The sequence below is a fragment of the Kitasatospora papulosa genome (assembly GCF_000717245.1).
Lineage (GTDB): Bacteria > Actinomycetota > Actinomycetes > Streptomycetales > Streptomycetaceae > Streptomyces > Streptomyces papulosus.
In genome coordinates, this window is the sequence record NZ_JNYQ01000012.1 from 39,187 (window position 1) to 51,108 (window position 11,922).

The following is an 11,922-nucleotide window of genomic DNA, read 5'->3' on the forward strand; positions in this document are numbered from 1 at the left end:
ACAGCCCGTATGCCCCGGTCGGCGGCCGTCACACATCCGTGTACCGGCCGACCGGGGGCGGCACGGGTACGCGACCACTTCTCGTGGTCGCGTACCGGCGTCCGACCGTCACAGGAAGCGGCGGATCGGCAGGACCGCCACCTCGCGCAGCCTCTGCACGGGGGAGCGGCGCTTCCAGCGGGCCCCGTCGATCAGTGTGCTCTTCTTCACGTCCTCCTCGAAGTGACCGTCCAGCGTGGCGGTGAAGTCCCGGTCCAGCACCGCCAGCATCACTTCCTCGTCGTGCTCCAGCGAACGGCGGTTGAAGTTGGTCGAACCGATCAGCGAGGCGACACCGTCCACCGTCAGCACCTTGGTGTGCAGCATGGTCGGCTGGTACTGGTAGATCTTCACGCCGCAGGCGGTGAGGTCCTCGTAGAAGTTCTGGCCCGCCAGCTGGCACACCCGCTTGTCCGTGTACGGCCCGGGGAGGAGGATCTCCACGGACACGCCCCGGCGGGCGGCGGCGCACAGCAGCTCGACGAAGTACGCGTCGGGCGCGAAGTACGCCGTGGTGAGCCGGATCCGCTCCTCGGCGGACTCGAGGACGACGCGGAGCAGCGTCTGCATGTCCTGCCAGCCGAATCCGGCCGATCCACGCACCACCTGGACGACGGCGTCGCCGTGCTGCGTGGCGTCGACGAACCTGTCACGGTCGGTGAACAGCTCGTCGTGGCACTCGGCCCAGTTCTGCGCGAAGGCGGCGGCCAGACCGTCCACCGCCGGGCCCTGCACCCGCACGTGGGTGTCCCGCCACTCGGTTTCGTCGCGGGCGTCGCCGCACCACTCCTCGGCTATCCCGACCCCGCCGGTGAAGGCCGTCTCCTCATCCGTGATGAGGACCTTGCGGTGGCAGCGGTGGTTCTGCTTGAGCGGCGACAGATACAGCGGCTTGCGGAACCAGGCCACCTCCACCCCCGCCTCCTCCATCATCGCCAGCTGGTCCTTCTCGATGAGCCGGGACCCGAACCCGTCCAGCAGCAGCCGGACGCGCACACCGGCCCGCGCACGCTCCGAGAGCGCCTCGGCGAAGTCGCAGGCGATCTCCCCCCGCCAGTACACGAACGTCATCATGTCGACGGTGTGTTCGGCGGCACGGATGGATTCCAGCATCGAGGAGAAGATCTGGTCCCCGTTACGGAGGGGGACGAGCTTGTTGCCCTCGGTCGCGGCGATGCCGATGAGGCGTTCCAGCCTCCGGCGCAGCCGCTGCGCGCGATCCGCGTACAGAGAGGCATCGTCAGGTCTGGAATGTTCGATCTGCTGGTCTATGTGACTGGACATCTCTCACCTTGTGTAATGACGGCAACGGGGCAGGGCGACTGTACTCCTGGGGGTGTCGCACCCTCCCGGGCCCGCTCGCCCGGCCGAAAGCCGTGGGAACGGGTGATCCGCAGCGGGGCGCGACCCTAGGATGCGTCCATGCCGGATCCTCTGCCCCGCCCTGAGCCGTTCATCCAGCAGGCCGCCCCCGCGGTGCTCGAAGACCTGCGCACGCGCCTGCGCGCGACGCGCTGGCCGGACGCGCCTGAGGACGCCGGGTGGTCCCTCGGGGCGGACCTGGACTACCTCCGGGAGCTCGTGGACCACTGGGCGGAGAGCTTCGACTGGCCGGCGCAGGAGGCGGCCCTCGCCCGGCTCCCGCGCTTCAGGGTCCCGGTGGGCGGCCTCGGGATCCATTTCGTGCACGCCCGCGCCGTGGACCCCGTCGGGCCGGTCCTGCCGCTGGTCCTCAGCCACGGATGGCCGGACTCGTTCTGGCGCTACTCCAAGGTCGTCCCGCTCCTCACCGACCCCGGCGCGCACGGTGGCGATCCCGCGGACGCGTTCGACGTGGTCGTGCCCGACATGCCGGGCTTCGGGTACTCCGACCGGCCCACCGGCCGGCCCCTCGACTCCATCGACGTCGCGGGTCTGTGGGCCGAACTCATGACCGTCCTCGGCTACGAGAAGTTCGGCGCGGCGGGCGGGGACGTCGGCAGCCACGTCAGCCGCTACCTCGGCCTCGACCACCCCGACCGGGTCGTCGCCGTCCATCGCACCGACGGCGGGCTGCCCGTCTTCACCGGTGACCCGGCGGAGCTCTCGCCGGAGGAGCGGTCCTGGATCGACGGCACGACGGCCTGGGGCGCGAGCGAGGGCGCCTACGCCGCGATCCACCGCACGAAGCCGCAGACCGCCGCCTTCGGACTCAGCGACTCACCCGCCGGCCTGGCGGCATGGATCGTCGAGAAGCTCCGGAGCTGGAGCGCCTGCGGCGGTGACATCGAGCGGAGCTTCACCAAGGACGAGATCCTGACGAACGTCACGCTCTACTGGGTGACGGAGACGATCGGCTCGTCCATGCGGATGTACCGGGCGAACGCCGCGATCCCGCCCGCACAGCACGCCCGGCGGGTCGAGGTGCCGTCCGGCTTCTCGCTCTTCTCCGGCGACGTCGTCCGCCCGCCGAGGCAGTGGCTGGAGCGCACCACGAACATGGTGCGTCTGACCGAGCCGGCGCGTGGCGGGCACTTCGCCGCGTTCGAGGAGCCCGAGCTCTACGCGGAGGAGATCCGCGCCTTCTTCCGCCCCTACCGCGCGGCGGCGGGCTGAGACCCGGCCGTCCGCACCGGTGCGCGTGGCCCACATCACATCGCGCGCCGGGAACTCGCACGCCCTCCTCTCCGACTACTCGACCGGCTGACCACGGGTCCGCCCGTCCCGCGCGTAGAGGAGACCATTCATGTCCGTCGAGCCGGCCGTCCGCACCCCCGGTGACCCGCAGGAGGGCGGGAGGCCCGATCCGCCGGGGACGCGTTCCGTATGGGCGCCGCTCCGGCCGCTCGTGCGGAGACTGCACTTCTACGCCGGAGTGCTCATCGCACCGTTCCTGCTGGTCGCCGCCACCACGGGCCTCCTGTACGCGGCCTCGTACCAGGTGGAGAAGATCGTGTACGCCGAGGAGCTACGGGTGCCCGTCGGCGGGAGCGAGCTGCCGGTCTCGCGACAGGTGACCGCGGCCCGGAAGGCGCATCCCGAAGGAGAGGTCGCCGCGGTCCGGCCCTCGTCGGAGGACGGCGCGACCACACGGGTCCTCCTGTCCGGAGTTCCGGGGGTGGACCCCGACCACACGCTCGCCGTGTTCGTGGACCCGTACACAGGCGAGGTGACCGGAGCGCTGGAGCAGTACGGATCCACCGGAGCGCTCCCCCTGCGCACCTGGATCGACGAACTCCATCGCGATCTGCACCTCGGTCAGCCGGGCCGTCTCTACAGCGAACTCGCCGCCAGCTGGCTCTGGGTGACAGCCGGCGGCGGGGTGGTGCTGTGGTTCGGTCGGCGTCGGGCACGACGGAGGATCCGCGGGGCGACAGGCCGTCGCCGCACCCTCTCGCTGCACGGAACGGTCGGCGTGTGGGCGGCGGCCGGTCTCTTCGTCGTGTCGGCGACGGGCCTCACTTGGTCGACGTACGCGGGACAGAACGTCACGGAGCTGCGCGAAGCCGTCGGCCAGACCACCCCGGTCCTCGACTCGGGCTCGTCGTCCGGCGGCGAACACGCCGAGCACATGGGGGCGGGCGCCCCCGCGGGGGCGCCGGGCGAGGACATCGGACTCGACGCCGCTCTGAGCACGGCTCGGGCCGAGCGTCTCTCGAACCCGGTGGAGATCGTTCCTCCTGCCGACTCCTCCGGGTACGTCGTGCGCCAGATCCAGCGGAGCTGGCCCGAGAAGCAGGACGCGGTCGCCATCGACCCGGCGACCGGCGAGGTCACCGACGTGGTGCGCTTCGCCGACTACCCGGTTCTCGCCAAACTGACCCGCTGGGGCATCGACGCGCACACCGGCGTCCTGTTCGGGCTGCTCAACCAGCTGGCGCTCGTCGCCCTCTGTTCCGGTCTGATCCTGTTGATCGTCCTGGGCTACCGGATGTGGTGGCAGCGCGGACGGGGCTCCGCCTTCGGCCGTCCGCTGCCGCGGGGCGCGTGGCAGAAGGTCCCGCCCCAGGTGCTCGTGCCGCTGATGGCGGCCGTGGCGGTCCTGGGGTACTTCGTACCGCTGCTCGGCATCCCGCTGGTGGCGTTCCTCGCCCTGGACATCGTGCTCGGTGAGTACGCCTACCGGCGTGGCAGGCGCAGCTACGCCACCGCCGACTGACCGGCGGACCGGACCCGCTCCGGATGCGGGCCTGCCCGTGCCGGCCCGTGACACACGTGGAGACGGCGGGTTGTTCACAGGTGCGGGCGGCCCGCGGCTTCCCGGCGGAGGCGGCGTACGACAGGATGGAGCTGTGCCTACCGACTCGGACAGGATCGAGCTGAGCGACGACGAACTTCGGGAGATCGCGGGCTATGCGGCCGACTGCGCGCGCACGGTGCTGCCGATCTACGAGGGCGGCCTTCCCGCCGACACCCGACCCCGCGACGCGGTCGACGCGGCGCGGACCTTCGCCGAGGGCGGGCCCCGTACGAACCGCTTGCGGCAGAGCGCGTGGGCGGCGTACAAAGCCGCGGCAGGCGCCGAGTCACCCGGCGCGGCCGATGCGGCACGCTCGGCCAGCCATGCGGCCGCCGCCGCGTTCCTGCATCCCAAGGCGAGTGCCCATCAGGTGAAGCATGTCCTCGGAGCGGCGGCCCACGCGCTGCGGGCGCGGGAGCTGGCAGCCACGGAGGGCCGGCCCGGCGTGGCGGAGAGCCTCGACCGGGCCCGCCGGGACGCGCCGGCGGCCGTCACCGCCGTCCTCGGCCGCCTGCCCGGCGCACCCTCCGGGGGCGGACGTGTGGGAGAGCTCATCCGTGAACTCGACGCCCTGCTCCGTGACTGAGGCCTGATCAGGTGCGGCGGGGACGCGGTGGAGAGTGTCTCCGTGCGGTACCGCGGGCGACGTCCGACCTCCGTCCCTCGCCGGGCCGCGGAGCACGCGCACCCGGCTGCGCGGGTCCGGACACGGGCGGAAGGACGGTGCCGCGATGAAGCCGGGCCGGTACTCCCGCGCCGTGCGGGCCGTGTTGTTCGCAACCGTCTGCGTGCCGCTCGCGGCGACGGGGCACGTCCTCATGTCGGGCACACCGGTGTCCGGGCCGGTGATCTTCGCAGCGCTCGGAGGCACGGCCGCGGCCGCCTGGGCCCTCGCCGGCCGTGAGAGGGGACTGCTCGCCGTCACCGCGGCCGCCGTGGCGGCACAGACGGCTCTCCACCAGGGATTCGCCTTCGCCCAGTCCTTGTCGGCCCAGCCGCCTCCGCTGCCCACGCAAACGTTCGCCCGCCAGTGGGCCGAGAGACTGCTGTGCGGGGACGGCGCCACCGTGCTCTCCGAGCGGGACGCGGTCGCGGTCGTCACGGACGCCGGGCTGGGGAGCGTCATCTCCCGTCCGCCTCCCGGGACCTTCGCCCCTGCCGCCGGTCCGGCCGGGCACGGCCTCCACGCGATGCACGGCATGCCCACCGACGCCGCCGGGACGGTGCAGGCGGCGCACGGAGGGCAGGGCGTGGTCGCCGCGGCGCCGACCGGGATGCTCGGGGCGCACCTGCTGGCCGCCGTGCTGTGCGGCCTGTGGCTCGCGTACGGGGAACGGGCCCTCTTCCGGGTACTGCGTGCCCTCGCCTGGCGCCTCCGGACGCCGCTCCACCTCCTTCTCCGTCTTGCCGCGCCCCCGGAGCGTCCAAGCCCCCGCGTCCGGTGGCGGCGTACACCGCAGTCGCTCACGCGGCTTCTGCTGGTCCACAGCATCACCTCGCGGGGTCCGCCGAGAGGAACGGCTGTCGCCTAGGCCTTCCGTGCGGAGCCGTGCCTGACCCTGCACGGCGTCCCTGTCCCGTCCGGCCCTGTCCGGGCGGACGGGCCCGGCGGCAGTGGGCTTCCCCGAGCGCGCGTGGAGCACCGAGCCGCGCCTCGGGCATCGGTGCTGCCCGAGGGCAGGCCGTCCCCCTTCACCGGCACGCCTCGGGCGTCGCCGGACATCACGCGTCTGTAAGGACCTTGTGGCGATGACTCATGTCCAGGACCCGTCTGCCGGCGGAACGCCGGCTCCGACACAGCCCACCCGCGCGTCCGACGCGACGGCGACCCGGTACACGGCCGCCTCCGACGCGGCGGCGACACGGCTGGCTCTCGCGGCCCGGGACGGGGACCCCGTCAAGGCGGACCGTTTCGTACGCGCGCTGCACAGCGACGTCTGGCGCTACGTCGCCCACCTCAGCGGGGAGACCCAGGCTGCCGACGACCTGACCCAGGACGTCTTCCTCCGGGCGCTCACCGGCCTGCCCGGGTTCGAGGGCCGCTCGTCCGCCCGCACATGGCTGCTCTCCATCGCCCGCCGAACCGTCGCGGACAGCTTCCGCCGTGCCGCCGCCAGGCCCAGACTCGCGGACCGTGACGACTGGCAGAGGGCGGCGGAGCAGGCCCAGCCGTGCGGCACTCCCGGCTTCGACGAAGGCGTCGCCCTCGCCGAGCTGCTGTCGTCGATCCAGGCCGACCGGCGTGAGGCGTTCGTCCTCACCCAACTCCTCGGCATCCCCTACAAGGAGGCCGCCACGGTCATCGGCTGCCCTGTGGGGACGGTGCGCTCGCGCGTCGCTCGAGCGCGCATCACGCTGATCGAACTCCTCACGGACGGCCCACCCACGCCCGATGACCTGACATCCGACCCGGCATCGACCGGCACGCAGCGGCCGGTGCGGCCGCTCCCCGTCGCGCGTATCTCGTCGCAGCCGGAGCAGCGCCCGGCCCCGGACATGCTCGAGATACCGGGGTGATGCGCGCGATCACGGTCTCAGTGCCCTTCCGCGCGCACGTGTTCCCCGGCCGGAGCGCGGTGGGGCACGGGCACGTCCGCATCCTCCTCCAAAGCCGGGAGAGGGCGCGGAGGGGTCGTCGCGGCCCGGCGACCGGCCACGCCGGGGAACGGCACGGTGAGCACGCCGAGGCAGCAGACGATCAGAGCGACACCGGCCCAGCCGGCGGGGCGGAGGCGTTCACCGACGACCAGGACAGCCAGCACGGCCGCGACGGCGGGCTCCAGAAGGGTCAGGGTGGTGGCGGTGCTGGCCCGTACGCGGGCGAGACCCCAGCCGAACAGGACGTAACCGAGGAACATGGGGACCAGCGCCATGTAGGCGCCGACGGCGGCAGCGGACCAGGAGTCCAGCAGTGGCGCGCCCGTGGCCGCCAGCACCGGTACGAGCAGCAGTCCGCCGATCCCGAAGACGGTGCCCATGGCCGCCCCGGAGGTGAGGCCGCGTCCGATCAGGCGGTGGGCCGCCCAGGAGTAGACGGCGTAGGTGAGCCCTGCCGTCAGACCGAGAACCACGCCGAGCACGGTCGAACCGGCGGAGCGTGCGCCGGGCCCGGAAGACGCTCCGGCAGTCGCCTCGGCCGCGCACAGCAGCACCGTCCCGGACAGTCCGAGCACCGCACCCGTGATCCAGCGGCGGGTGAGGCGACGGCCGTCGACGACCCGCTCGATCAGCGCGGAGGCGAGGGGGGCGGAGCCGATCGACACCACGGTGCCGGTGGCGACCCCGGCCAGGTGCATGCTGCTGTAGAAGGCCGGCGGATAGGCCGCCACGGCCAGGGCGCCGAGCAGCACCACACCGCGCTCAGCGCGCAACAGGGGTGCCTCACGCCGGATTCGGGGAGCGGCGACGACGGCTTGGAGCAGTCCGCCCAGCCCCATGGCGACGGCTCCGATCGCCAGCGGGCCCACGTCCGGTGCGAGCGCCGCGGCGGTACCCGTGGTGCCCCACAGCACCGAGGCGAGCAGCACGCACGCCGACGCCGCACCCACAGGCGCGGCCCCGCGTCCGGCGGTCCCGGTCACAGACGCTCCAGGAGATCCGAGGCCATCGTCCGCGCGTGCTCCACACGGGCTGCCGAGCCCTCCAGACCGGCCCGTGCCATGGCCCCTTCGAGGAGGAACGACAGGTGCTCCGCCACGGGGCCCACCTCCTCGGGTCGGCCGGCCAGCAGCTGCGCCACGTGTGCGGAGAGCAGCGCCTCGACGTGCTCCTTGTGACGACGCACCACAGCCCGGCCCTCGTCACCGGCCGGCAGCTCGGCGGCGGCGTTGAGCAGGCCGCAGCCGCGGAAGCCGCGCTCGTACGCGAACCGCGCGTGGTCGGCGTAGGCGTCGAAGACCGCCAGTACGCCGTCGCGGCCGTCCCGGGCGCTCTCCATCCGGCACCTGTACAGGTCCAGCCACTCCTCGTGCCGTGCGTCCAGGTAGGCGAGCACCAGATCGGCCTTGGAGGAGAAGTTGTTGTACAGGCTCATCTTCGCGACGCCCGCCTCGGCGGTGATCGTGTCGATGCCGGTGGCCGACACGCCGTCCGCGTAGAAGCGGCGCGCGGCCGCGTCGAGCAGCTTCCGGCGTGCGGCGCCTTGCCGCTTCCTGGGCTGTGGTGCTGCCTGGACGGGCCCGGTCATCTCACGCGCTCCTTGATTGGGTAGGTCAGTCTACATATTTAGGAGGGCTGCGGGTCCCGACCGGTTCCGGGGGTGCCCGGCCGCCTCGACGTGATGCGGGTCACTCTCCGGCCGCTCCGGGCCGGGCATGGCCGACCATGACCCGCATGGACTCCCGTTTCGTCGGCATCGCCGAGTTGGCCGAGACTCCGTCCGTGGCGGTCGTCGTCGACGTCATGCGAGCCTTCACCGTGGCAGCCTGGGCCTTCGCCCGGGGAGCGGAAAAGATCGTTCTCGCGGGGTCGCTGGACGAGGCTCTGGCCCTCAAGGCGCGCCACCCCGACCGGCTGGCGCTCAAGGACGGCGCGTCCGCACCCGGGTTCGACCTGGTCAATTCGCCGGGCCTGCTGCGGTCCGTCGACCTCGGCGGACGCACCGTCGTGCAGAAGACCACGGCCGGGACGGTCGGCGCCCTGGCGGTCGAGGACGCCTCGCTGGTGCTGTGCGCCGGCTTCGTGGTGGCGGAGGCGACGGCCCGGGTGCTGCGGGCACGCGAGTGCGACGAGGTCACGTTCGTGGTCACCGGCGAGGACGGGCAGGCCGACGAAGACCTGGCCTGCGCCCAGTACATCGCTCGCCGGGCCGCCGGGGAAGGGAGGGACGCGGCCGAGTTCCTCCGCCGTGCCGCCGGGTCACGGGCCGCGGCCGAACTGGCGGAGGGCGTACGTCAGGGAGTCCATCCTGACGATGTCGCACTCTGCCTGGAGCTCGACCGCTTCCCGTTCGCCATGGTGGCGGCCTCCGAGGACTCGCACATGGTCCTGCGCCCGTGCACCGTTCCGCGGCCGCCGGACGAGGGCGCGGTCTGAGCGCCGTTCCGGAGCGGTGCACCGGCTCAGAAGTCGACCGCCGACGCCTTGCGGATCGACGCGTCCATGTTGCGCTCCATCATCCGGAGGGCCGCCCGGGCCAGGTCCTGGTGGATATGGGCGACCGCGTCGTCCGCAACGGTCACCGCGAGGTGGCGGATGTGCGCATCGAGAGCCGAGTACAGGACGCACTGCTCGGTGACCTGACCGCAGAGCACCACGCGGCTCACGTCGAGCTGCGACAGCAGGTAGGTCAGGGGCGTCTCGTAGAAGATCGAATGCCTGGCCTTCACGACGAACAACGAATCGCCGTCCGGAAGCAGGGGCTCCACCAAGTCCCTGTGAGGACCGGCGAGGGTCGCCTCGATGATCTCGCCGTGGTGGGAGCGCCACTCGCCGAAGTTGTCGTTCGCATAGATCACCGGTACCCCGTCGGCCCGGGCCCGTTCGATCAGCCCGACGATGTGGGGCAGAGCCTCGCGCACCGACGGGATGAGGATCTCGGCATCCGGGTGGCTGTACGTGTTGAGCATGTCGATGACGACGAGGGCGCTTCGGCTCATGGTCGTCCATTCTGGTCGTGCCGCGGTGCCAGGCGAGCAGGCGACACGGCGCGTCGGCCCGCGGCGAGGGAAAGGGCGGCGGTCGGCACCGGCCGCCCGCCCACCCGGTGACGGGCGATCAGTGCCAGCAGAGGCAGAACGGATGTCCCGCCGGATCGGCGTACACGCGGAACGGGCGCTCCCCGCCCCGGTCGTCGAGATCCAGCGGCGTGGCGCCCAGCGTCAGCACCTCCTGCTGCGCACGCTCGATGTCCGTCACGTCGAGGTCCAGGTGCTCCTGCTGGGAGTTGCGATCGCCGCGCGGCCACTCCGGCGGCCGGTGGTCCGGTGCCTTCTGGAAGGCGATGCGCGCACCTCCCGGAGCGTAGAGGTCGTACCAGTCCGGGTAGTCGTTCCTGACCTCACCGCCCAGGACGCCCCGGTAGAACTCGGCCAGGGACCTCGGGTCGGGGCAGTCGAGAGCGACGAGACCGTAGGTGGCGACGGGCATGTCCGTTCCTTTCGTCGTGTGCGGCGGACATCCGCGTGTCTCCTCGCCGCGCGCATCCGTGTGTTCCGTCGGCGTTCACGCCTCCGTGCCCTCGCCCTCCTTGCAGACGCGCACCGTCCGCAGAGTGGGATCGGCCGCGTCGGGCACGTTCATGCCGGCGGCGACTCCCGTACGCAGGTACCGCAACGCCGGTGGCACACCTCGGCGATGGCACACAGGTCCGCCGCGGAACTGTACGGGGTGGGGCTGGTGACCAGGGCCCCGCAGGCGTCCGGGTGCTGGTCGAAGGCCCTTTCGTACGCTTCGGCGGACGGGGGATGGGCCAGATGACGCTCGGTGTCCCACTTCGGCCATCAGTGCCTCCGCCCGCCGGAGCACACCGGAGGTCTGACGGCGGTCGTCCAGCCCGCCGATGGCGAGCAGGTCCCCGAAGAACACGGCGTCGCCCAGGACGGCGCGTACCGCCGGATCGGCTCCACGCGCCCGTTTGTGGCCGGGCGGGGTGAACGCCAGTTCTCCCTTCCCCTTGTAGGCTGCCAGTGCGTCGAGAACAGGGGCTTCGCGGTGATCTGCGCGCATGTACGGCGCCTTCCCTCGGGTCCGACGGGTGAATCAGAGTCAGGGAAGCGGCGTCCCGCCTGTCGCGTTCATGATCTCCCCGGTGATGAAGGACGCGTTCGACGAGGCGAGGAAGACGTAGGCCGGTGCCATCTCGGCCGGCTGCGCGGGCCTTCCCAGGGGGCTCTGCTTTCCGAACTCCGTGGTGTCGGGCATCGTCGCGGGGATGAGAGGCGTCCAGACGGGCCCGGGCGCGACGGCGTTGACGCGGATTCCGTCCGACGCCAGCATCTGTGCCAGGCCCTGGGTGAAGGTGACGATGGCTCCCTTCGTCATGGCGTAGTCCAGGAGGTGAGGGCTGGGTTTGTACGCCTGCACCGAGGTGGTGTTGATGATGGAGCCGCCGGACGGGATGTGCGGAAGGGCGGCCTTGCACAGCCAGAACATGCCGTACAGGTTCGTACGCACCACGCGGTCGAACTGCGCGGTCGAGATGGCGGCGATGCCGTCCGGCTGCGACATCTGGTAAGCGGCGTTGTTCACCAGGACGTCGATCCGGCCGAACTCCGACACCGCCCTCTCGACGAGAGCCAGGCACGCCCCTTCCTCGCGGATGTCGCATTCGACGGGAACAGCCCTTCGCCCGGCCTGCTCGACGAGCCGAGCGGTCTCCTCCGCCTCGCTTTCCTCCTCGGGAAGGAAGGTCAGCAGCACGTCCGCCCCCTCACGTGCGAAGGCGAGGGCGACGGCGCGGCCGATGCCGGAATCCCCGCCGGTGACGACCGCCTTGCGGTCGAGCAGGAGCTCATGGCCCCGGTACGAGTCCTCGCCATGGTCCGGAGGCGGATCCATGGGGCCGGTCCGGCCGGGATGTTCCTGCTCCTGCTGGGGGAATTCGGGCCGCGGATGGAGCTGGGTCGGGTCCTGCGGTCGCTCGGCGTCGGGCATCGTCGCCTTCCCTTCTCCGTCGTCGTCTGGGGCGTCGTGCATGAGTCGCCGCGTTCCCTCGACGCGGTCGG

The 11,922-nt window shown here is 72.0% G+C and carries 12 protein-coding genes and 1 pseudogene; 6 read left to right on the forward strand and 7 right to left on the reverse strand.

Translation table 11 applies throughout. The features are described from left to right. Positions 1-108 precede the first annotated feature (108 nt). Complete coding sequence (locus IA22_RS0125815; protein ID WP_030124994.1) at positions 109-1,323, reverse strand: phospholipase D-like domain-containing protein; 1,215 nt, start codon at positions 1,321-1,323, stop codon at positions 109-111. Between the two features lie 138 nt (positions 1,324-1,461). Between IA22_RS0125815 and IA22_RS0125820 the strand changes: the two genes are divergently transcribed. From IA22_RS0125820 to IA22_RS0125840, 5 genes are all read left to right on the forward strand, one after another. After that, complete coding sequence (locus IA22_RS0125820) at positions 1,462-2,634, forward strand: epoxide hydrolase family protein (protein WP_015580027.1); 1,173 nt, start codon at positions 1,462-1,464, stop codon at positions 2,632-2,634. Positions 2,635-2,764: 130 nt separating this feature from the next. Next, a complete protein-coding gene (locus IA22_RS0125825) occupies positions 2,765-4,177 on the forward strand; it encodes a PepSY-associated TM helix domain-containing protein (RefSeq protein WP_030124995.1) in 1,413 nt (470 codons plus the stop codon). A 133-nt stretch (positions 4,178-4,310) separates the two neighbouring features. Further along, the gene (locus tag IA22_RS0125830; RefSeq protein ID WP_030124996.1) at positions 4,311-4,844 is read left to right on the forward strand and encodes a putative immunity protein; all 534 of its coding nucleotides are present in this window, start codon (positions 4,311-4,313) and stop codon (positions 4,842-4,844) included. A gap of 181 nt (positions 4,845-5,025) precedes the next feature. Beyond that, entirely contained in the window at positions 5,026-5,790 is a 765-nt protein-coding gene (locus tag IA22_RS0125835) for a hypothetical protein (protein ID WP_245229602.1), read from the forward strand. Positions 5,791-6,007: 217 nt separating this feature from the next. Further along, positions 6,008-6,775 (forward strand): sigma-70 family RNA polymerase sigma factor, encoded by a 768-nt coding sequence (locus tag IA22_RS0125840; protein WP_030124997.1) that lies wholly within the window; start codon positions 6,008-6,010, stop codon positions 6,773-6,775. 17 nt (positions 6,776-6,792) lie between these two features. Here the strand turns inward: IA22_RS0125840 and IA22_RS34275 are convergent, their stop codons facing one another. Beyond that, a complete protein-coding gene (locus IA22_RS34275; RefSeq protein WP_030124998.1) occupies positions 6,793-7,839 on the reverse strand; it encodes a DMT family transporter in 1,047 nt (348 codons plus the stop codon). Further along, a complete protein-coding gene (locus tag IA22_RS0125850; RefSeq protein WP_014152479.1) occupies positions 7,836-8,444 on the reverse strand; it encodes a TetR/AcrR family transcriptional regulator in 609 nt (202 codons plus the stop codon). Before IA22_RS0125850 ends, IA22_RS34275 begins: the two co-directional genes overlap by 4 nt. A gap of 146 nt (positions 8,445-8,590) precedes the next feature. Between IA22_RS0125850 and IA22_RS0125855 the strand changes: the two genes are divergently transcribed. Beyond that, positions 8,591-9,292 carry a 2-phosphosulfolactate phosphatase gene (locus tag IA22_RS0125855; RefSeq protein WP_030124999.1) on the forward strand — a complete coding sequence of 234 codons (702 nt, stop codon included), beginning with the start codon at positions 8,591-8,593 and terminating at the stop codon, positions 9,290-9,292. Positions 9,293-9,318: 26 nt separating this feature from the next. Here IA22_RS0125855 and IA22_RS0125860 read toward each other — a convergent pair whose 3' ends face one another. The 4 genes and pseudogenes from IA22_RS0125860 to IA22_RS0125875 form a co-directional block, all read right to left on the reverse strand. Then, a complete protein-coding gene (locus IA22_RS0125860) occupies positions 9,319-9,855 on the reverse strand; it encodes a cysteine hydrolase family protein (protein WP_014152477.1) in 537 nt (178 codons plus the stop codon). A 118-nt stretch (positions 9,856-9,973) separates the two neighbouring features. After that, positions 9,974-10,345, reverse strand: coding sequence for a VOC family protein (locus IA22_RS0125865; RefSeq protein WP_014152476.1), 372 nt, complete (start codon positions 10,343-10,345; stop codon positions 9,974-9,976). Positions 10,346-10,530: 185 nt separating this feature from the next. Continuing rightward, a pseudogene (locus IA22_RS37680) lies at positions 10,531-10,924 on the reverse strand (ornithine decarboxylase); the annotation flags it as partial. 39 nt (positions 10,925-10,963) lie between these two features. Next, positions 10,964-11,851: an SDR family oxidoreductase gene (locus IA22_RS0125875; protein WP_014152474.1), complete on the reverse strand. Its 888-nt coding sequence runs from the start codon at positions 11,849-11,851 to the stop codon at positions 10,964-10,966. Positions 11,852-11,922: the final 71 nt, after the last annotated feature.

Excerpts from the sequence above, each read along its gene's own strand:
- IA22_RS0125815 (WP_030124994.1), bottom strand. The coding sequence starts at position 1,323 with ATGTCCAGTCACATAGACCAGCAGATCGAACATTCCAGACCTGACGAT.
- IA22_RS0125820 (WP_015580027.1), top strand. The coding sequence starts at position 1,462 with ATGCCGGATCCTCTGCCCCGCCCTGAGCCGTTCATCCAGCAGGCCGCC.
- IA22_RS0125825 (WP_030124995.1), top strand. The coding sequence starts at position 2,765 with ATGTCCGTCGAGCCGGCCGTCCGCACCCCCGGTGACCCGCAGGAGGGC.
- IA22_RS0125840 (WP_030124997.1), top strand. The coding sequence starts at position 6,008 with ATGACTCATGTCCAGGACCCGTCTGCCGGCGGAACGCCGGCTCCGACA.
- IA22_RS0125850 (WP_014152479.1), bottom strand. The coding sequence starts at position 8,444 with ATGACCGGGCCCGTCCAGGCAGCACCACAGCCCAGGAAGCGGCAAGGC.
- IA22_RS0125855 (WP_030124999.1), top strand. The coding sequence starts at position 8,591 with ATGGACTCCCGTTTCGTCGGCATCGCCGAGTTGGCCGAGACTCCGTCC.
- IA22_RS0125860 (WP_014152477.1), bottom strand. The coding sequence starts at position 9,855 with ATGAGCCGAAGCGCCCTCGTCGTCATCGACATGCTCAACACGTACAGC.
- IA22_RS0125865 (WP_014152476.1), bottom strand. The coding sequence starts at position 10,345 with ATGCCCGTCGCCACCTACGGTCTCGTCGCTCTCGACTGCCCCGACCCG.
- IA22_RS0125875 (WP_014152474.1), bottom strand. The coding sequence starts at position 11,851 with ATGCCCGACGCCGAGCGACCGCAGGACCCGACCCAGCTCCATCCGCGG.